This window comes from Pseudomonas sp. P105 (genome assembly GCF_032614175.1).
GTDB classification, from domain to species: Bacteria; Pseudomonadota; Gammaproteobacteria; order Pseudomonadales; family Pseudomonadaceae; genus Aquipseudomonas; species Aquipseudomonas rhizophila.
In genome coordinates, this window is the sequence record NZ_CP126693.1 from 4512136 (window position 1) to 4532968 (window position 20833).

Sequence of the window (20833 nt, forward strand, 5' to 3'; positions counted from 1 at the left end):
CCAGTGAATGGAGGCCTTTTGCATTTCGATGTAAGAGCGAGCCTGCTCGCGATAGCGGTATACCAGTCAGCACGCCTGCCGAGTTCTAAGTACGCATCCCTCGCCCACTGACCAACAGCCGTGCACATCCCACATAGAGCACCACGGTTGCCACCAGCATGAAGGTGATCGCGACGCTGATCCGGATGTCCGACACCCCAAGGATGCCGTAGCGGAACGCGTTGACCATGTGCAGCACCGGGTTGGCCAGGGACACGGTCTGCCAGAACGGTGGCAGCAGGGAGATCGAGTAGAACACTCCGCCCAGGTAAGTCAGTGGCGTGAGCACGAACGTCGGGATGATGGAAATGTCATCGAAGTTGCGCGCAAACACGGCATTGATGAACCCCAGCAGCGAAAAGATCGTGGCGGTGAACACCACCACCAATATCGTCACGCCCAAATGGTGCACTTGCAGATCGGTGAAGAACAGTGACAGCAGGGTCACGATCAAGCCCACCGCCAACCCGCGCAATACACCGCCCAGGGTGTAGCCGATCAGGATCGTATGGGGCGAAACCGGCGAGACCATCAGTTCCTCGATCGAGCGCTGGAATTTGCTGCCGAAGAAACTCGAGACCACGTTACCGTAGGAGTTGGTGATCACCGACATCATGATCAGCCCCGGTACGATGTAGTCCATGTACGTGAAGCCCCCCATGTCGCCGATCTGCCGACCGATCAGGTTGCCGAAAATCACGAAGTACAAAACCATGGTGATGGCCGGCGGCAGCAGGGTCTGCGGCCAGATCCGCATGAAGCGTCGGACTTCGCGATAAACGATGGTATTGAGGGCGATGAGGTTGGGTCGCAGTTCGGAACTCATACAGCCACCTTCGCCAGATTTTTCTCCACCAGAGACACGAACAACTCCTCGAGGCGATTGGTTTTGTTGCGCAGGCTCTGCACTTCAATGTTTTGCAGCGCCAGTTGGGAGAACAAGCCGGTAATACCGACGGTTTTATCCACCTGGACTTCCAGCGTGTGGTGGTCCACCAGCCGGGCCGGATAGCCGATCAGTTGCGGCGCGGCCTTCAGATCGTTCTTCAGGTCCAGCAGGAACGTCTCCACATGCAGTTGGCTGAGCAACTGTCGCATGCTGGTGTTCTCGACGATGGTGCCGTGGTCGATGATGCCGATGTTGCGGCACAGCTGCTCGGCCTCTTCCAGGTAATGGGTGGTGAGGATGATGGTGATGCCTTTCTGGTTCAGCTCGGTCAGAAAGGTCCACATCGACCGACGCAACTCGATGTCGACGCCCGCGGTCGGCTCGTCGAGAATCAGCAGGCGCGGCTCATGGACCAGGGCACGGGCAATCATCAGGCGCCGCTTCATGCCGCCGGACAATGAACGGGACGGCACATCACGCTTGTCCCACAAACCCAGTTGAGTCAGATATTTCTCGGCGCGCTCATTGGCGATCTTCGGCGGGATACCGTAGTAACCCGCCTGGGTCACGACGATATCGAAGGTCTTTTCGAACTGGTTGAAATTGAACTCCTGGGGCACCACGCCGATGCAGCGCTTGAGAGCGGCGGGCTCACGGTCCAGATCATGACCGAAGATATTCACCGTACCGCTGGTTTTGTTCACCAGGGTTGAAAGAATGCCGATGGTGGTGGATTTGCCGGCTCCATTGGGGCCGAGCAAGGCGAAAAAATCACCTTCGGCGACGTCCAGATCGATACCACTCAAGGCCTGGAAACCGTTGCCGTAGGTTTTGGTTAGCTGCCGGATGGACAGAGCGGAACTCATATCGGATTACGCACCAAGAAGGGGAAGAAACAATTAGATAAGGGCGCACGGCGAGCAATACAACCACGGCGCACGAAGGCAATGGTGCGTGGCGTCGCCGCACAAGTACAGTCAAGCGTGTCGATAGTAAGTATTAAGTCAACGCGGTCATGACCGCCTTGCGATACGCCGGACGCTGCTGCAGCCGGGCGTACCAGGCCTGTAGATGAGGCAGCGCAGCCCGCTCGATGGGCATCTCGAACCAGGCATAAATGAAACTGCCCAAGGGAATATCGCCCATGCCGATTTCATCCCCGGAGAGGTAGGGTTGCTCGCTCAACGTCTGGTCCGCCATCGCCAACAAACCATCGCAGACCTTGATCGCCGCATGGATGGCCGCCCAGTCCTGCTGCTCGGCGGGAGTGCGCAAGACGCCCCAGAACACGGTGCGAAACGGATCGGCAAACGAGGAGGTGGTCCAGTCCATCCATTTTTCAGCCCTGGCGCGAGCCTGGGGGTCTGCCGGATACCAGGCCGAACCCGGAGCATGGCGAGACGCCAGATAACGCACGATGGTGTTGGACTCCCAGAGCACGAAACCGTCATCTTCGATCATCGGGACACGGCCGTTGGGGTTCTTGGCGCGATACTCGGGCGTGTCCACCACGCCGAACGCCCCCCCTGCGTCGATGGCCTCGTAGGCCAGCCCCAGTTCCTCGGCGCACCACAGCGCCTTGCGCACATTCGATGAGTTTTTCCGACCCCAGATCTTCAGCATCACGGCTTGCTCCGATGGATAAATGCCGCAGCAGCATACGCCGGATCAGCCGCGACTCAAATCGCCCTGCATGTCGCCAAGCAGGGGCGGCAGTTGCTCGCCGAACAGGTGCGGGTAGCATTTTTCCAGGTGCCCGAAGAAGAACGCTTCGGGCACATCGGCGAATTGGCCGTGGTCGGTGACGTACTCCATCAACTTGGCGCCCTGGCGATTGAACGGGTGGAAAACGCTGTCCTGGCGGCCATCGAATTCCAGGGGTGCCACATCGAACAACTCACACAAGCCTTGATTGAAGGCCGGCGTGGCCTTGACCCAGCGCTCGTTCAGATAGAACTCGGTATAACCGTGCATGGCGAACACGTCACTCTTGAGCAACTCCAGCAGGCGTGCAGTGGACAAGTGATTACGCACATCCGCCAGGCCGATGCGCGCCGGGATACCACAATGGCGGGCGCAAGCGGCCAGTAAGGTCGCCTTGGGCACACAATAGCTTTCACCGCAGGCTAGTGCGTAACTGCCACGCAGGGTCTGCGGATCGCGGCTGAAGGTATAGGGGTTGTAGCGCACGGCCTCGCGCACCGCGTAATACAGGCTGATTGCTTGTGCCTGCGGATCGTGATCAGTGCCGCGATGAGTTTCGGCGAACTCAATGACCGCAGGGTGATCGCTGTCGATGAAGCGGCTGGGGTTCAGGTATTGCTGCATGGTCAAGACCTCACGGAAAACGCCTGCGTCCGTAGGAGCTGCCGAGTGCAACGAGGCGGCGATCTTTCCCGGACCATTGAGCCCTGAGAGAAAACAGACAGATCAAAAGATCGTCCGAACGCGGCCTGCTCCTTCGGCAGCGCCTATAGGGCTTGCTTCGAGTCTATCCAAAGCCCACCCTCGGCAATAACGGCGTTTACGCCAAACAATGGCGCTTTCTCACTTTGTTAACGAACGATTTCCCACGGATGTTGCCAACCAGACTGGCGCAATGCATCCAGGGTTTCCCACGAAATCAATCACATCGCGCCGACCGCCGGTTTTGCAGATGCCGTCTAAGCTCTGAGGGTCGGTTTTGCCCTGGTTCACGGAGGATTACATATGCTGTTGTTGTGGATACTGGTTCTGGTTGTCGGGAAAGCCTGGCTGGCGCATCGGCGTACCGCCCCGCTGCCCGCGCTGGGCATCATCGCAGCCTACCTGCTGGCCATGAGCCTGTTCAGCCCCGCTCCCGGTTGGCTGATGCTGATCTTCTGGATCGCGCTCGCCGCCGTCGCGGCTCCACTGCTGCTGCCGGACCTGCGCCGCAAGTATTTCAGCGCGCCGATGTTCAACTGGTTCCAGAAGACCCTGCCTCCCATGTCAGAAACCGAGCGCGACGCCATCGACGCCGGTACGGTGTGGTGGGACGGTGAACTGTTCAGTGGCCGGCCGGACTGGGACACGCTGCTGGCCTATCCCAAGGTGCAACTGACCGAGGAGGAACAGGCTTTCCTCGACGGCCCCACCGAAGAACTCTGCGCCATGGTCAGCGACTGGCAGATCGGTCAGGCCATGGACCTGCCACCCGCCGCCTGGGCACATATCAAGGAGCACGGGTTCTTTGCGCTAATCATTCCCAAGGAATATGGAGGCAAGGGCTTCTCCGCCTATGCCCACTCCCAGGTGGCGATGAAACTGGCCACCCGTAGCGGCGATCTGGCTTCCACCGTGATGGTCCCCAACTCCCTCGGCCCGGCCGAACTGTTGCTGCACTACGGCACCGACGAACAACGCAACCACTACCTGCCACGGCTGGCCCGTGGCGACGATATTCCCTGCTTCGCCCTGACCGGGCCACTGGCGGGCTCCGACGCCGGGGCGATGCCCGACACCGGCATCATCTGCAAGGGCGAATGGGAAGGTCAGGAAACCCTGGGCCTGCGCCTGAACTGGGAAAAGCGCTACATCACCTTGGGACCGGTGGCCACCCTCCTCGGCCTGGCCTTCAAGGCCTATGACCCCGATCACCTGCTGGGGGATGAAGAAGACCTGGGCATCAGCCTCGCCCTGATTCCCACCGACACCCCTGGCGTCAATATCGGCCGTCGTCACCTGCCCCTTGGCGCCGCTTTCATGAACGGACCGAACTGGGGCAAGGACGTGTTCATCCCGCTGGACTTTCTCATCGGCGGCCAGCCCATGCTCGGCAAGGGCTGGATGATGCTGATGAACTGCCTGTCGGTCGGTCGTTCGATTTCCCTGCCGGCTGTGGGCACCGGGGCGGCGAAGTTCACCAGCCTGGTGACCGGCCAGTACACCCAGGTACGCGAGCAGTTCAACGTGCCATTGTCGGCCTTTGAAGGTATTCAGGAGGCCATGGCCCGTATCGGTGGCAACGCCTGGATGATGGACGCCGCCCGTATGCTGACCGCCAACGCGGTGGACCTGGGAGAAAAACCTTCGGTGCTGTCGGCCATCCTCAAATACCACCTGACCGAGCGCGGTCGCGAATGCATCAGCCACGCCATGGACGTACACGGCGGCAAGGGCATCATCATGGGGCCCAACAACTACCTGGGACGCAGTTGGCAAGGTGCACCGATCTTCATCACGGTCGAAGGCGCGAATATCCTGTCACGTAACCTGATGATCTTCGGCCAAGGTGCGATTCGCTGCCATCCGTTCGTGCTCAAGGAAATGGCCTTGGCCACGCGTGAAGACAAAGACCAGGCGCTGATCGAATTCGACGGGTTGCTACTCAAACACATCGGTTTTGCCATCAGCAACGCCGCCAGCACCCTGGTGCTGAACCTGGGCCTGGGGCGTTTCGAAAGAGCCCCCGGCAACGCCTTGAGCCAGGGTTATTTCCGCGCCCTCAACCGGCAGGCGGCGGCATTCGCCCTGCTGGCGGACCTGAGCATGATGCTGCTGGGCGGTGAACTCAAACGTCGCGAACGCTTGTCGGCGCGCCTTGGGGATGTATTGAGCAACCTCTACCTCGCCTCCGCCGCGCTCAAGCGCTACCACGACCTGGACTCGCCGGACCATATGGAACCGCTGTTCACCTGGGCCATGGAAGAAAGCCTGGGCCAGGCGGAGCGGGCCCTGGACGAACTGCTGGACAACTTCCCGAACCGGGTGCTGGGTGGCCTGTTACGCGTGCTGGTATTCCCCTTCGGTCGTCGCCACAAAGGTCCGAGCGACAGGCTGGACGCTGAAGTGGCTGCAGTGATCGGCCGGGTCAAGGGCGACCCGACCCTCGAGGAGCTGCTGCAGGGTTGCTATCGCCCGCAATCGGTCGACGATCCGGTGGGTGCGCTGCAGCATGCTTGCGACCTGCTCGCCGCCGCCCACCCGCTGCACAAGAAACTGCACGGCGCGCTCAAACAGGGTCAGCTCAACCCCGCTCCAGGCGAACAGGTCATCGACGCAGCCCTTGAAGCCGGCGTGCTACAGGCCGGCGAAGCCCAGACCCTGCGCGAGGCCGAAGCGGCCCGACGTAAAGTGATCGACGTGGATGATTTCGACAAGGAGGAACTCACGCTCGCCGAGGACAAGGTCCGCTGATCCTGTCGACCCTGTGCTCTGTGCCATGTAAAAACGGGCGCAAGCGCTTTATACTCCTGCGCCCGTTTTGCTCTTGAGGACTTATCTCGTGTCCAACGTCGTTGCCGATCACCTTGTCTTGCTTGACCACTTGCGCAGCATCCTGGTCGCCGTGGGTGAGGCAGACCAGGTTCCCGAAGAAAGCCATGCCCTGTTTCTGGAGCGCTTCGACGAATTGCGCGCGCAGTTGCCCGTTGATCCGATCGAAAGCCAGTACCTGGGCCAGGACCTGATGTGCCAGGTCATCGTCCGTTATCCACAGATCGCCCACCTGGTGCCTCGTGACCTGTTGTGGTACTTCGCTGGTGACTGCCTGCATTACATGCCCGACGAAGAAATCGCCTTGTACCAGGCTCTGGAAGAACGTCGTTTCGAAGCCGAGCAAAACGACGAACCCTTCGACTGGAACCAGGAAAAGCAATTGCTGGCGATGTCGGATCAGGACAGCAAGCACTGATTGCGATCAGTCATGCAAAGGCCCGCACGGTTAATCCGGCGGGCCTTTTTTGTGGCCCGCCTTGTTCAAAGTGGGCTCCTTCTCCAGGCACTCCACCAGATAATCAATGAACACCCGCAACTTCGGCGGCAGGTAACGGGTGGGCGAATGCAGCAGCCACAAACCACCCTGGTAAGAGGCCAGGAACGTCCAATCCGCCAGCACCTGCACGATCAAGCCTTGCTCCAGCGCATGACGGGCGGTGAAGTACGGCAAGCTGCCGATGCCAATGTGCTGCAAGACAGCTTCCAACCGCACGCCCGTATGATTGGCGGCATAACGTCCGCGCACGCCCACATGGACGGACTTGGTGCCTTTCTTGAATTTCCAGCGAGCGTCGTGTGGGGTTTCTCCCAGGTAGATGCAACTGTGCTCCAGCAGGTCGTGGGGATGCTCGGGGATGCCGTGTTCGGCCAGGTAGCGCGGCGTGGCGCAGAGCAGGTGGTCAATGGTCAACAACTGACGTCCCACCAGCCCGACCGGCGGCTGGTCGGTGATCCGCAGCGCCAGGTCAACGTGATCGTCGATCAGATCGACCTGTCGATCCTCCAGCAGTAACTCCACATCGACCTTGGGGTAACGACGCAAGAACTCGGCTATGTGGGGATGAATGACAAAGCGCCCCACCGCCTTGGGCACGCTGACCCGGATCCGCCCCTCGGCTTCATGGGCGAACTGGCCACTGATTTCCATCACCGATCGGGCGGCGGCGACCATTTCCCGACAACGCTTGAACACTTCTTCCCCGCCATCGCTCAAGCGCAGCTTGCGGGTGGTGCGTTGCAGCAATCGGGTCGCCAAGGCTTTTTCCAGACGCGAGATGCTTCGGCTGACAGCCGACGGTGACACGCCTGATTGCCTGGCCGCTTCGGAGAAACTGCCGGTCTCCACGACCTTGACGAAAATGGCCATTTCGGCGAGCAAGGCCAGTGATTGATTTGTGCTCATGGAGCAAAAGCCCTGTGAAATTTGAACGGATTATCATCAATTTACACACAACTTATAATCCCGCACACATTCCGATGCGGGTATGGAATATCCGCACCTGAGCCTTTTCTCTTTTTAATCGGTTAGCGCCGCGATGCCTCGCCCCTGACCGTTCGGAGTTGAAATGCTATCGAGCTACCTTGGCGAATTCCTGGCCCTGGCCACCGTTCATTTTCTTGCGGTGGTCGCACCCGGCCCTGATTTCGCCGTGACGATCCGCCAAAGCGTCCGTTTTGGCCGCTGGATCGGGATCTGCACAGCGTTGGGCATAGGCGCCGGTATCTCGGTGCATGTGATCTACACCTTGCTCGGGGTGGGTGCGCTGATGCACACCTTCCCCTGGTTGCTGATGGTCGCCAAGGTGGTGGGTGGTGCCTACATTCTTTACCTGGGCGTCAGCCTGCTGCGCAGCAGACCCAAATCCACGCTTGAAGGTGAACACCCCATCGCTCAAAACGCTGCTCGGCAAACGCCATTCAAAGCATTTGTCACCGGGTTTCTGACCAACGCCACCAACCCGAAAGCCACGCTGTTTTTCCTGGCCATCTTCACCACCCTGATCAGCACCACCACGCCGCTGCAGATCCAGGCGTTGTACGGGGTCTGGATGTGCCTGGTGAATGCCCTGTGGTTTGTCGTCGTCGCGTTGTTTTTTTCCAGCGCCCGGGTACGGGAAGTGTTCATGCGCATGGGTCATTGGTTCGAACGGACCATGGGCGTCATCCTGATTCTGTTTGCCGGGCGGTTGATCCTTTCGCTGTAAATACGTCCCGAAATCGCACAAGAGACAAATTATTGACGGCGACTTTGCCGAGAATTCCCCTCCCGTCACTTTTTAGTCGTTTTTTTTGTTTATGGCGTGGCGCTTTGCCATGCATGAACTACCTTCAAAAAGAAGCGGGCACGGCGGTGAATAAATCACCCCCTAGGGCGACCCGATCAACACCGGTCACCCTGCTCGTCACCCCGGTATCGCGGGGCTCAAACAGTTTTTTCGAGAGTTGCCTGCCATTCAGTCAGGCCGGTGGGATGCGCTCGCTCGCTTGTAGCGACGAGGCGGTCACCACCGCCGCTCAATGGTCTGGTGCAATACAAGGGGCAGCCCGGGCCCCTTAAGTGATCCGAGGCATTTGTTAAGCCTAGGGACGGCCTCTCTGTCGAGGATCACTTCATGAGCTATCGTACCCCGCCCGCTTTAAAGCACTTGATCCATGGTCTGTTCTGGATGGGCCTTGGCCTGGAAGCGGCCCAGGCCGCAACGGCAAATTGTGCTCAGTTGGACAATTTGCCGGCGACCTTCGAGGTTGGCCAAGGGCTTCAGAACGAATTGCGTATCCTGGCCCCCGTAACGAAGCTGGCAGTGGGCGACCCGAAAATTGCCGACGTGCAACCCAGCGGCAGCGATGCCTTCATTCTTACGGGCCTGGCGCCCGGCGCCACCAGCCTGATGGTCTGGACGGCCTGCTCAAAAATCCCCCGCCAGAGCATGATCTTCGTCAAAGGCAGAGCCACCTCGGCACTGACCAGCGCCGCGAGCGTACCCTCCGAAGACCCCATGCTGCTTGCCCAGGTGCAGACTGACATCCGTTTCGTCGAAGTCAGTCGGACCAAGCTCAAGGAAGCTTCAACCTCTATTTTCGGCAGCCGTGGCAACTTCCTGTTCGGCGCGCCGAGAACCCTGCCCACCATCGGTGGCGTGGTGCGGCCTTCATTGCCGGTCAACAACGACATGTTCAACCTGTCCTTTGCCACCGGACAAACCCTGCTGATGATCAATGCGCTGGAAGGCAGTGGCTTTGCCTACACCCTGGCGCGGCCGAGCCTGGTGGCCCTGAGCGGGCAGAGCGCGAGCTTCCTGGCCGGCGGCGAAGTGCCGATCCCGGTGCCCAGTGCCGGCAGCGACAACGTGTCCATCGAGTACAAGGAATTCGGTATCCGTCTGACCTTGACGCCCACCGTCGTCGGAACCAACCGCATCATGCTCAAGGTGGCACCGGAAGTCAGTGAACTGGATTTCACCAACGCGGTGAACATCGCCGGCACGCTGGTTCCGGCGCTCACCGTACGCCGTACCGATACCAGTATTGCCCTGGCCGATGGCGAAAGCTTTGTCATCAGCGGCCTGATCAGCACGCGTAATGCCTCTCAGGTGAACAAATTACCGGGGTTGGGCGATGTTCCGATTCTCGGTGCGTTCTTTCGCGATAACTCCATCAATCGCGAAGAACGCGAGCTGCTGATGATCGTCACGCCGCACCTGGTCCAACCGTTGGCCGCCGACGCACAACTGCCGACGTTGCCGGGCGAACAGCTGCGCAATTACGACCCGAACTTCTACCGCATGTACTTCCTTGAAAACGGCGAGTTCGACAACCGTAACGGGCTGTCCCAATGAGCCGGGGCCTGAGGTGCAAGCGTCCACGTGTTCAACCTGATACGAGGGGACATTCAATGAAAGCGGTGATCGCGATAGCCGCAACGGTGCTGCTGGTCGGCTGCGCCAGCAACGGCGTGGCTTCACGTCCGACCAGTTGCATCAAGCCAGGCTCCGATCAGGAACTGGCGCTGAACCTGGCCGATGACATGGCCAATGACGGACGTTTGTATGCCAGCCTGGCGAACCTCGAAGGTCTGCCGGAGGATCTGGTCCAGGTCCGCCTGCGCAAGGCGCGAGTGCTGCGCCTGATGGGACGTAACGAGGCAGAGCCGTTGTACCAGAGCCTGCTCGGCACTTGCCTGGCCGCTGATGGCGAGCATGGCCTCGGCCAGTTGGCTGCCGCCAGACATGATCATGCTGGCGCCACCGAACACCTTGAGCGCGCTGTGAAAATGTCCCCCACCGAAGGAAAAATCCGCAATGACCTGGGAGTTGTCTATCTCAATCAGCGACGGATCCCTGAAGCCCGCTTCGAGTTCATGACCGCCATGGAGCTCAGACAGTCAGACTCGCTGGCCGCCTTCAACATGGTGACGCTGCTGATTTACCAGGACAACTGGAAGCAGGCAGCCGAACTGGCAAACATGGCCAACCTGAGCCCCAAACAAGTGGCAGATGCTCAAGCCCGGGCGGAAAAAATCAGAGGCTCAGCCCCTACCGGTGCGACATCCCCCGCGAACCGCTTGAGCGATGTGGCCGACGCCTCATCCGATGCGGTCAAGTAGCGCCTTACGAGGAGTCCAAAAGATGAAAACCAGACAACTGTTGATCGTGTGCATGACTTGCCTGTCCACCACAGCCTGGGCCATTGAACCCGGCCCCTCTTCGGCTGCGCAACAGGGCACGGAGAGCTGGATGCAGCTGCAGATTCGCGGGGTGGTGGCCTCAACCCACCTGCAAACCGCCTCGGCCGCCGAACGGGAATTGGCCATGCAGCGCTGGCTCAATAGCTTCAATTACCCGATCCCGGAATTCTTCGAACAGGACTCGGGTGGGGAAATCACCAGCAGCAACTGAAACACAGTGGAAAACAAAAGATCGCAGCCTTCGACAATACCTACATCCGATCCGGTGTAGGCCTTTTCGAAGGCTGCGATCTTTTGCTCTGCCTTGCATCACGCCGAACGCGCCTGTTTGTGGCGCGGGGCCCTATCCCCCGCGGGAGTGCGCAGCCCTTCAGGAAACAACCGCCCATGCGAACTGAGTCTTGCGCGGGTCCGGCCAATGGGTGAGACGCCAATCCCCGGTTTCAGGACCGCTAAGCGGCCCAACGGGGATCAACCCTCTCGCCACGGGCGTTGGAGTTCGGTTGGGTATGGACTTCGATCGTTCCCACGCTTCTGCGTGGGAATGTCGCCAGGGACGCTCCGCGTTCCGCTTCTGGAAGGTGACGCAGAGCGTCACGGGATGCATTCCCACGCAGAGCGTGGGAACGATCAAAAACCCTTGTGTGCCTGGCTGAGTGTTGGCTTTCAGACTGTCACTATCGTGGCGAGGGAGCTTGCTCCCGCTGGGCTGCGCAGCAGCCGCAAACCGGGGCTGCAGCGCTGCTCGAGCGGGAGCAGGCTCCCTCGCCACAGGCTTGTACAACCGGGACCGTATGCCCCTCTACATATTTCCAAAGGCCCTGAACACGCCAATCATGGCGGGGCCGATGGCGACCAGGAAGAAGCTTGGCCAGAGGCAGAAGATCAGCGGAAAGATCAGCTTGGTACCGATTTTGGCCCCCATTTCCTCGGCCGCCTGGGTGCGCCGGTCACGAAACTCATCGGCGTAGATACGCAGGGTGTCGGCCACGCTGGTGCCGAAGCGGATGCTCTGGGCCAACAGGCTGACCAGGCCCTGGATATCATCCAGGCCGGTGCGCAGGGCCAGTTGCTTGAGAGCGTCGGTGCTGGTGATACCCGCGCGGATCTGCGCGTTCACCAGGGCCAGCTCTTCGGCCAGCTCAACCTGGCTGACCGACATTTCTTCGGCCACCCGTTCTATGGTGGTGGGCAGAGCCAGGCCTGACTCGACGCACACCACCATCAGGTCCAGCGCATCGGGAAATGCCGCCCGCAGCCGCGCTTGTCGCGCCTGCTTACGCTTGCCGACGTACAGCGCCGGCAGCAACCATCCGATACCCGCCATCAAGGTCGCCACCAGCAAACCGACAATCAAGGACACCTTGATCAGCGGCAGCAGCAGTAACGTAACGCCAAGCAGCAGCAACGGCAGCATCAGGCGCACGGCCCAGTACATCTGCACCGCCGATGCGGAACGGTAGCCGGCGTGTGTGAGCAGGGTCAGGGTGGCGCTGGCCTGGGCCGGGTCAGTCGCTGCGAACCGCTGGCCGACCCGCTCCAGCAAGAGTTGCAGGTTACCTGGCGCCTCCTGCCCTTGCGTGCTGCCGGAATATCCCCGTTTGATCAGCGCCAGACGCCGTTGCACCGGGTCCTGCAGGCCGAGCATCAGCAAGATCATGGCGACGACCGCCAGTACCGTACTGAGACCGATCACGGCGATGAACAACAGCCGTGCCGCCTCCTCGTTTCCCGTAAACCGACTGAACAACCCGAGCAGAAAATCCATGACTGATACCTCTCGCCGCAAGGGCGCTTAAACCTGGATCCGGATGATTTTTCGGATCCAGAGAATCCCCAGCAACATGGCGCCGAACGCGAACATGATCAGCTTGTGGCCTATAGGGTCGTTGATCAGCACCGGCATGTAGCTGGGGCTGGTGAGCACAATGGCGATCGCCAGCACGAAAGGGATCGCCACCAGCACCCAGGCCGACATGCGCCCTTCCGCCGACAAGGTCCGGATCTTGCGCTGGAAGCGGAAGCGCCCGCGGATCAAGCGGCTCAGGCGCTCCAGCACTTCGGTCAGATTGCCGCCGGTTTCGCGGTGGATAAGTATGGAGGTCACCAGCATCATCACCGTCATGCTCGGCATGCGCTCCAACAGCCCGAGCATGGCCCGGCGCACATCGTTGCCATAGTTGATGTCGGCGAAGGTCATGCCGAACTCCTGGGCGACCGGCCCCCTGTGCTCCTCGGCAACCAGGCGCAGGGTTTCGTTGAACGGGTGCCCGGCGCGCAAGGCCCGGCACATGGCGTCCAGCGCATCCGGCAAGCCTTCCTCGAAGGCGGCGAAGCGCTTGCTACGATCACGCATGATCTTCAGCACCGGCAGCCAGGTCACCGCAAAGGCCGCCAGCAGCGCCATCCACCACACCGGCCAGAACATCAACACCACGGCACCGGCCGCTACGCCCAGGGCCAGGCCGAGCGCCATTACCCGATAGGCCCGGTATTCGTGGCCGGCCTGCTCGATCAACTGGGTCAGGTTGGCCATGAACGGCAATTGTTCAAGCCGGGCTTCCAGGGGCGACAAGCGCGTCAGGTACTTCTGCCGCAACACGGTCTGCATGTTGGGCAGATGGTTGGCCTTCTCCAGCACATGCAGGCGCCCACGGATGCGCTTGCGCATTTTGCCGGCCTCGCCGAACACCGGCACCACCACGCCCTGGGACAGGAGGAAGACGGCGATGAACACCATGGCGAGAAAAATCAGGATGAACTCACTGGGGATGTTGTTCATGACGTCCGAGCCTCCATCCACTCAGGGCGGAACAGGGTCAGCGGCAACTCGATGCCGCGCCTGGCCAACACGTCGCGAAAGGCCGGGATCATGCCGCTGGGCCGATAATCCCCCAGCACCTCGCCGTTTTCCCCGATGCCTTGGCGCGTGAAAGAGAAAATTTCGGTCATGGTGATGATCTCCCCTTCCATGCCGTTGATCTCTTGCATGCTCACCACACGACGTTTGCCGTCTTCTTGACGCTCCAGCTGGATCACCACATCGATGGCAGAGGCAATTTGTTGACGCATGGCTTTGATCGGAAAAGTCGCGCCGGTCATCGACACCATGTTCTCGATTCGTCCCAAGGCATCGCGCGCGGTATTGGCGTGGATTGTGGTCAACGAGCCATCGTGGCCGGTGTTCATGGCGGTGAGCATGTCCAGCGCTTCGGCGCCGCGCACTTCGCCGATGACAATGCGGTCCGGACGCATCCGCAGGCTGTTGCGCACCAGTTCCCGCTGGCTGACCTCGCCGCGCCCCTCGATGTTCGAAGGACGGGTTTCCAGGCGCACCACGTGAGGTTGCTGCAGTTGCAGTTCGGCCGAGTCCTCGATGGTAACGATGCGTTCGTTGTGGGGGATGAAACTGGACAGCACGTTGAGCATGGTGGTCTTGCCACTGCCGGTGCCGCCGGAAATCAGCACATTCAAGCGCCCACGGACAATCGCCTTGAGCAACAAGGCAATGGCTGGGGTCATGGTGCCCACCTGGATCAGGCTGTCAGTGTTGAGCAGGTCCACGGCAAAACGACGGATCGACATGCTCGGACCGTCGATGGCCAGTGGCGGGATGATTGCGTTGACCCGCGAGCCGTCCTTGAGCCGGGCGTCCACCAAAGGGGACGACTCGTCGATACGCCGGCCCAGGCTGGAGACGATGCGATCAATGATGTTCAGCAGATGCTGGTCGTCGCGAAAGCGCACGTCGGTTCTTTGCAGCTTGCCGAAGCGCTCGACATAGACCGAGGCAAAACCGTTGACCAGGATGTCGGACACGCTATGGTCGGCCAGCAACGGCTCCAAAGGCCCCAGCCCGAGCACTTCGTCGGTGATCTGCTTGATGATCAACTGACGGCTGGCGGAGCTTACCGGCGCCGAATGCTCATCGAGCAAACGCTGGCAGATATCGCGTATCTGCCTCGCCGCCTCGGCCTGCTCGAGGGAGTCGAGCAAGGACAGGTCCATGACCTTGAGCAGTTGCTGGTAGATTTTTTCCCGCCATTGGGCTTCCACCGGGGTGACCTGACTACGGGTTTCGTAGAGCACGTCGGGGATGGCATGCTCCCAGGCCATCAATTGCTCTGTCGGATCCGGCAGGCTGTCGCCAGCCAGTTCAATGGCGGGTTTACCGGACTGTTTACGCAAGCGGTTGCGGAAGTCGCTGATCATGGGTCATCCCCCGAAAAAACGGTTGAAGGCACGTTTGAGCAGGCCTTTGTCTGCGGCCATCTGGTGACCGACCAGGTCTTCGGTCAAATCGCGCAGGGCAACGGTGATGGCCGCCCTCGGCGCATGCAGCCCCAACGGCACGCCAGTGTTCTGACTCTGGCTGACCAGGTTGAAGTCATTGGGTAATTTCGACAGGTTGGTGCACCGCAGGGCTTCTGCGACATCCTTGAGGCTGACCGCAGCCGCCTTGTCATAGCGGTTGACCACCACCTGCAACTGGTCCCCGCGCACGCCCAGGTCCTCGCGAAGAATCCGCACCAGGGCGCTGGCATCGCGCAGATGGCTGACGCTTTGTTGAACCACCACGTAGACCCGGTCGACCTGCTCCAGCACAGAGCCGGTGAGGTGGTCGATCTGACGCGGCAGGTCCACTACCACCCAGTCATAGCTGGCACGGGCCAATTGCAACAAGGCGTCGAGTTGTTCCGGCTGGGCGTCCTGTGGCAGGCACAACTCGCCGCTACGGCCACCCAGCACGTGCAGGGTCGGACTGAAGTGGCTGCAAAAACCCCGCAGGGCAATACTGTCCAGGTCCTCGACCTGTTGCAGCACTTGCAGATGGCTATGGGATTGGGCCACATCCAGATAGTGGGTCACGCTGCCAAATTGCAGGTCCATATCCAGCAGCAGAGTGGTTCCTGCCTGGGCGCTGAGTTGCTGGGCCAGATTGCAGGCCACCAGCGTTGCACCGGAACCACCCTTGGCGCCGATCACGGCGACCAGCTTGCCCTCGGCGCCGTGGCCGACGCGGACCTCCGCAACCAGACGATTCAGGGCGGCCACCAGTTCCGTCTCGGCGAAAGGCTCGGGCAGCACGTCCCGGGCACCGGCCTGCATTGCCAGCCGCATGCCTTCCTGCTCGCCCATCAGACCGCACACCAGCATCGGTGGACGCTCATGGGCAGGCCGCTGCAGCAACGCCGCCAGCTCTTCGCGCCACAAGTGACTGACCCGCAACAACAGCAGATCGGGCATTCGCTCCAGGCCATAGAGCGGATCGACATGGCCGTTGCTCACCAGGCGCGTGCTCACTTCCAGGCAAGGCATGCGCTGGCAGACGCATTGCAAGTCGCGCAGGGACGAAGCGTCACGGCTGCTGATCAGTAACCGCAGCCCGGCTTTGCCGGTGACGGTCGACAGTGGAGTTTCCCTGGTATTCAGCATGGTGTGATCTCCCCGGAATCGGAATGACGCCCAAGGCTTTCGCGTGGCAAGGTCGCCCTGAATGTGGGCAAGGTAATGGGCACGCCAAACCCAGGAATGAACAGATTGAAAACGAAGTTCTGCACGCTCAACTGGACGTAACGGATAGCGCGGAAGCCGTTGGCGCTGACCGTGTCGGCGGGGTTCGCCACCACCGCGCCGTTCACATCCAGATAGGTCAGCGCCAGGTTCGAGGTGGCGAGGCTGCTGATCAATTGGCTGGTGCCTGCGTCCGTCGCGGCGTTGAAGATGGCCCGGCGCAACACCACCGGATCGTTGATGTTGCACACCGCCGCCAGACGCGCACCGCGCCGCGCGGCCTCATCCAAGGCATTGGCGGTGAAATACAGCCGGCCCATCTCCAGCACGCCAAACAGCAGGATGAACACCAGCAGGCCAACGAAGGCGAACTCCACGATATAGGTGCCTTGCATGTGCTTGTTGTTCATCACAACGCCCTCATGACGGTGGTCGCGACCAGTGGGATACCCAGCGCAATGGCACTGCCGAAAAAACCGGGAATTGTTCCGCCGCAATTGCCCGCTCCAATCACCGGGCAAAAGGTGTAGGTGATGGTGACACGCACATGGTCAGCCCCCACCGCCGCGACCTCCACGTTAGCCGTGGTCAACCCGGCCACCACAGCGGTGCCGGCCTGGCTCGGGGTGCCATACACCGCGACGTTTTTCGTCTGGGTCTGCAGCGTGTTGTTCAGGGCAATGGTGCCCAGGGTGGTATTCCAGGCCTGGCTGGCGACGAATCGATTGGCATCACGGCTGGCCTGTAGCAGCACGTTGTATTGGAAGAGCATGCGGCCGAACTCGCCAAAAGCCAGCAACAGGAGCAACAACAACGGCAGCACCAGGGTGAATTCCACCAGCGCCACGCCTTGCTGGGCCTGCGCGGGTTTGAAATGGGCAAGTCTCATGACGCCTCCTACGAGTCGGTGCTCGGAGTGCCGCTGCCGTTGAGATAGGTTTTGTAGAGCTGAATGACCTGCGGCCCGGTATCGCTGACCGGCGTGGGGCCGGGCACATTATCGCCTTCGCATTCCTGGACGAACTGGCCAAAGATGATGGAGTCCGAACCTCCGCCATTCACCGGTTGCACGACGAAATAGCAGCCAAAACCCAGGACGGGAATCGAGGTAGAACCGCTCAGTTTGCCGGTGCAGTCACCGATCACGATCTTGAGCATCCGCCGTTCGAAAACCCCGTTGCTCTCACAGCCATTGCCAGCTCCGGCCACACAGGCGGCAACTGCTGTTCGCCAGTCGTTGTAGTCCAGTATTGCCTCGCCGCCGGCCGAGAGATCACCGCTGCTCGAAGTAATGGGCTGTCCTTTGTATTGCGCCTGGGAGAGCGAATCGTTATAGGTCATCGCCGGGTTGCTCGAAGTGGTGACCAGGTCGGGTGGATAGTCCGAAGAACTGACCGGACCGTTATAGATACCGAATCGCGTGTTCAAGCCCTGGGAAGTCGGGCCGGCTTTGTTGCCCGGTGCGGTCTGGACGTTGTCCCCGACACTGCGGCAGACCGAACCGCCGCCCGCCAGGTCTTCGCGCACGGCACTGCCGCCGGAGCCGAAATCGAGCAGTTGGAAATTGCCCGGGCCAATGGGCGACGTGTTGCCCGCGGCCGTCTTCAGCACCGTCAGGTCTCCAAAGCGGTAACTCCAGAAATTCCCGGCAGCCGGGTCGTATTGGCTGGTGTCGCCGCAGACCATCAAGGGCGCCAGATCACACGGAGCCGTCGGGCTGGGGCCTGCGGTGGCGATCGCCGCCACGGCCTTGTTGCCCAGGCCGGCAGTACCCATCGTTTGAACGAAACTCCAGAAAAAACCGCTCAACCGATAGCTGGACACAGACACTCGCACGTATTTGGCATCCGCCGGCCCAGGATAGGAGAACGGGCCATAAACGCTGCTGGCCAGCTCCACTGCGGCGAACGCAGCCGGGTTGCCGGCGACAGCGGTTGCCAGTTCAGCGTTGCCCGCAGCGTCGGCATTGCGTGTCAGCGTGTCCAGGGCAGCGGCCCGAGTCGTGCTGGCCATGTTGAGCCCTCCCGTCACCTGGCTCAGGGTCTTGGCGCCGCTCAGGGCCGCGGCATCCACGGCATTTTGCAGACGGGTCTTGTTCAGCAGCATGTGTCCGCCATCCAGGGCCAATGCCGCCATCATGGAAATCGCCATTAACGCGATCACCATCAATACACTCACTGCTCCTTCCTGGCGCCGAGACGTCGCAGTGACAGGCTGCCGGATACTGGGATTCATGATCGAGCCCTCGTTTGCCGACACGTGAGGATCGGCATCGCCATGGCCGAAGGGACCAGGCATTTTTCTACGCGTTTCAGTGAACGTTGACGACGCTGCTTTCAACTCCACGGATCACCGTGATCCCGCTGGCCTGCGCTTTGGGGCTGCGCTGCACCACGGGCTTTGGCACCGCAGCAGTCGCCACCGCCATCACCGGAGCCGGAGGGGGCGCCACGACCACGGTTTTTTTCTCCAGGTTCAGCGGGTTACGCAAGGCCAGTTGCAACTTGCCTTCGGTCTGCGCAGTCACCAGGGCCTCCGCTTCAGTGGCCGACATTTCCAGCGTCACGGCCCTTACCACCACCGGCTGGGTCTTGTCGGTGCCCGCCGTCTGATCCACCGCCAGCACCCGCAGGTTTTCAAGAATGGTCCGGGACACGGCGTTGTTACTGCCGGCGCTGGTGGTCTTGGTTGCCAGCACGTCGACCCGGTTCCCCGGCAACAGGAACCCACCCACACCGACCACATCATCGACCCGTACCGATATGGCGCGTTTGTCAGGATCGATCAGAGACGCCAGGGTGCTGCCACCCAGGTGCTCACTCAGACGCGCGCCCCGCACGATGTCACCGCGCAGAATGTCGAACGTTGCGATCTTGCCCACGGCCTGTTCGCTGGAGTCAAAGGCATCGTCCGGGATCGTATCCATGGGCATGCGCACGGTCGTGACCTGTTGGGCCTCGACCATCTGCCCGAAGGGAATTGGTACGGTGGCGACCACCACACTTCGCAAGTGGTCATCGGGTTTGGCGTTAAGTCGTGCGCTCAGCCAGGAGTCAGCCATCCATGCGGCACCCAGGCCCATTACCAGGGAAACGCCAATCAGCGAAAGCGTACGAGAGCTCATGTCGGTATCTCCGATTCAAAGGAAGTCGAGCTGAACGAAGTAGTTGTGCCAGGCCCATTCCAGCTCTTGCGGCAACAGGGGCCCGGAACCGCCCAGGTAACGCTGGCGGTCGAGCGCCATGTTCAACAGGTCACGGGGATGGCAAGGCACCAGCGGCATGCCCTCGCCGGCATAAAGCTGCTGCAGCACATAGCGCACCAGCAGCGGGTCATGGGGAATGCCCAGACGTTCGCACTCCTGGCGCCAGATGCGCTCGTATTCTTCGGGCTTGAGGTAACCGAACTGCACCTTGTAGCCAATGCGGCGCAGAAAGGCCTCGTCAGCCAGTTCCAGGGGGTTGAGGTTGGTGGAAAACACCAGGACCAGATCGAACGGCAATTCGCAATGGCGACCACCGCCCAGGTTGATGAAGTCGCGCTTCTCTTCCATCGGCACGATCCAGCGGTTGAGCAATTCGGCCGGGGCCATGCGCTGGCGTCCCATGTCATCGATGATGAACAGGCCGTTGCTGGCCTTGAGCTGCAACGCGGCCTGGTACTGGCGAGTAAAAGGGTCATAGCGAACATCCAACTGCTCCATGTTCAACTCGCCGCCCGTGATGACAATCGGGCGTTTGCAGCACAGCAGCCGACGGTCGATGCCTTCATTGAGCATCAGATTGTTCGATTGACTCTTGTCATCCAGGCGCTGATGCACTTGCGGGTCGTAGATCTCGATCACCGACTCGTTGATGACGATGGCATGGGGCACCCAGATGGCCTCGGCGAACAGGCGGATAAGACGACTGCTGACATAGGTCTTGCCAGTGCCCGCCGGGCCGTAAATCATGATCGCCCGCCCTGAATTCAGTGCCACGCCCAACTGATCGAGCATGCCTTGCGACAGCACCATGCCGGCCAGGGCCCGTTGCATGTCGGTGGCGGTGATACGCCCATGGTGAATGGTCTGGATCTTGATCAGGGACCGATAGCTACTCACCGGAAAAGGTGCCGCACCGATATAGCCACTGCGAGACAGGGCATCGCGGGCGGCACTGCGGCCACGTTCGGTCAGGCCGTAACGCAAGGCCTGCACACTTGTTTGCCCGAGCTGGCCGAGCACTTCGACACGACCGTCCTTGCGTAGGAACGCCAGGACTTCTTCCAGTACCGCGCCAGTCAGCGCCAGGCGTTCCACCAGCCGCGGCAGGTCCAACACACCGGCGTCGTGCAGATGCTTGCAGACCAGCTCGCCGAGAAAACTGTCGGTCAGGCCGGTGTCTTGAATCGTGCATGGCTGAGGTGCCAGGCGTTGCACCGCTTCCCGTTCACTGGGGTAGGCATCACTATCGTTGATGACGTGCATG

20 protein-coding genes are annotated in these 20833 nt (G+C 60.8%); 6 read left to right on the top strand and 14 right to left on the bottom strand.

Translation table 11 applies throughout. The annotated features are described in order from the left end of the window. Window positions 1–85 precede the first annotated feature (85 nt). The 4 genes from QOM08_RS20210 to QOM08_RS20225 all read right to left on the bottom strand — a co-directional run bounded on the left by QOM08_RS20210 (window position 86) and on the right by QOM08_RS20225 (window position 3256). The gene (locus QOM08_RS20210; RefSeq protein WP_047228178.1) at window positions 86–865 is read right to left on the bottom strand and encodes an ABC transporter permease; all 780 of its coding nucleotides are present in this window, start codon (window positions 863–865) and stop codon (window positions 86–88) included. Beyond that, window positions 862–1794, bottom strand: coding sequence for an ABC transporter ATP-binding protein (locus QOM08_RS20215; RefSeq protein WP_047228177.1), 933 nt, complete (start codon window positions 1792–1794; stop codon window positions 862–864). Before QOM08_RS20215 ends, QOM08_RS20210 begins: the two co-directional genes overlap by 4 nt. 133 nt (window positions 1795–1927) lie before the next feature. After that, entirely contained in the window at window positions 1928–2551 is a 624-nt protein-coding gene (locus QOM08_RS20220) for a glutathione S-transferase family protein (RefSeq protein WP_047228176.1), read from the bottom strand. A 45-nt stretch (window positions 2552–2596) separates the two neighbouring features. Then, a complete protein-coding gene (locus tag QOM08_RS20225; protein WP_316912049.1) occupies window positions 2597–3256 on the bottom strand; it encodes a transglutaminase family protein in 660 nt (219 codons plus the stop codon). A gap of 381 nt (window positions 3257–3637) precedes the next feature. Between QOM08_RS20225 and QOM08_RS20230 the strand changes: the two genes are divergently transcribed. Both QOM08_RS20230 and QOM08_RS20235 read left to right on the top strand, forming a co-directional pair. After that, complete coding sequence (locus QOM08_RS20230; protein ID WP_160893085.1) at window positions 3638–6085, top strand: acyl-CoA dehydrogenase; 2448 nt, start codon at window positions 3638–3640, stop codon at window positions 6083–6085. Window positions 6086–6173: 88 nt separating this feature from the next. Beyond that, window positions 6174–6581: a PA2817 family protein gene (locus QOM08_RS20235; protein ID WP_047228173.1), complete on the top strand. Its 408-nt coding sequence runs from the start codon at window positions 6174–6176 to the stop codon at window positions 6579–6581. 30 nt (window positions 6582–6611) lie between these two features. Here QOM08_RS20235 and QOM08_RS20240 read toward each other — a convergent pair whose 3' ends face one another. After that, complete coding sequence (locus QOM08_RS20240; protein WP_139049453.1) at window positions 6612–7568, bottom strand: LysR family transcriptional regulator; 957 nt, start codon at window positions 7566–7568, stop codon at window positions 6612–6614. 163 nt (window positions 7569–7731) lie between these two features. Here QOM08_RS20240 and QOM08_RS20245 point away from each other — a divergent pair, with 163 nt between their 5' ends. From QOM08_RS20245 to QOM08_RS20260, 4 genes are all read left to right on the top strand, one after another. Further along, entirely contained in the window at window positions 7732–8370 is a 639-nt protein-coding gene (locus QOM08_RS20245; protein WP_047228171.1) for a LysE family translocator, read from the top strand. Between the two features lie 408 nt (window positions 8371–8778). Then, on the top strand, window positions 8779–10002 hold the full coding sequence (locus tag QOM08_RS20250; protein ID WP_047228170.1) for a type II and III secretion system protein family protein: 1224 nt from the start codon (window positions 8779–8781) through the stop codon (window positions 10000–10002). A gap of 56 nt (window positions 10003–10058) precedes the next feature. Then, a complete protein-coding gene (locus QOM08_RS20255) occupies window positions 10059–10769 on the top strand; it encodes a tetratricopeptide repeat protein (protein WP_139049451.1) in 711 nt (236 codons plus the stop codon). Window positions 10770–10791: 22 nt separating this feature from the next. Continuing rightward, a complete protein-coding gene (locus tag QOM08_RS20260; protein ID WP_316912051.1) occupies window positions 10792–11061 on the top strand; it encodes a DUF3613 domain-containing protein in 270 nt (89 codons plus the stop codon). A 591-nt stretch (window positions 11062–11652) separates the two neighbouring features. Here QOM08_RS20260 and QOM08_RS20265 read toward each other — a convergent pair. From QOM08_RS20265 to QOM08_RS20305, 9 genes are all read right to left on the bottom strand, one after another. Continuing rightward, window positions 11653–12618: a type II secretion system F family protein gene (locus QOM08_RS20265; RefSeq protein ID WP_047228167.1), complete on the bottom strand. Its 966-nt coding sequence runs from the start codon at window positions 12616–12618 to the stop codon at window positions 11653–11655. 27 nt (window positions 12619–12645) lie between these two features. After that, window positions 12646–13632, bottom strand: coding sequence for a type II secretion system F family protein (locus QOM08_RS20270; protein ID WP_047228166.1), 987 nt, complete (start codon window positions 13630–13632; stop codon window positions 12646–12648). Next, window positions 13629–15062, bottom strand: coding sequence for a CpaF family protein (locus tag QOM08_RS20275; RefSeq protein ID WP_047228165.1), 1434 nt, complete (start codon window positions 15060–15062; stop codon window positions 13629–13631). The genes QOM08_RS20270 and QOM08_RS20275 overlap by 4 nt, the downstream gene beginning before the upstream one ends. A gap of 3 nt (window positions 15063–15065) precedes the next feature. Further along, a complete protein-coding gene (locus QOM08_RS20280) occupies window positions 15066–16286 on the bottom strand; it encodes an AAA family ATPase (RefSeq protein WP_047228164.1) in 1221 nt (406 codons plus the stop codon). Then, window positions 16280–16774, bottom strand: a complete 495-nt coding sequence (locus tag QOM08_RS20285; protein ID WP_160893091.1) for a TadE family protein — start codon at window positions 16772–16774, stop codon at window positions 16280–16282. Before QOM08_RS20285 ends, QOM08_RS20280 begins: the two co-directional genes overlap by 7 nt. Further along, on the bottom strand, window positions 16774–17253 hold the full coding sequence (locus QOM08_RS20290; protein WP_047228162.1) for a TadE/TadG family type IV pilus assembly protein: 480 nt from the start codon (window positions 17251–17253) through the stop codon (window positions 16774–16776). Before QOM08_RS20290 ends, QOM08_RS20285 begins: the two co-directional genes overlap by 1 nt. 8 nt (window positions 17254–17261) lie before the next feature. Next, window positions 17262–18599, bottom strand: coding sequence for a TadE/TadG family type IV pilus assembly protein (locus tag QOM08_RS20295; protein WP_370695166.1), 1338 nt, complete (start codon window positions 18597–18599; stop codon window positions 17262–17264). Window positions 18600–18675: 76 nt separating this feature from the next. Beyond that, the gene (gene cpaB, locus QOM08_RS20300) at window positions 18676–19488 is read right to left on the bottom strand and encodes a Flp pilus assembly protein CpaB (protein WP_047228161.1); all 813 of its coding nucleotides are present in this window, start codon (window positions 19486–19488) and stop codon (window positions 18676–18678) included. Window positions 19489–19503: 15 nt separating this feature from the next. Continuing rightward, window positions 19504–20832 carry an ATPase AAA gene (locus tag QOM08_RS20305; RefSeq protein WP_047228160.1) on the bottom strand — a complete coding sequence of 443 codons (1329 nt, stop codon included), beginning with the start codon at window positions 20830–20832 and terminating at the stop codon, window positions 19504–19506. Window position 20833: the final 1 nt, after the last annotated feature.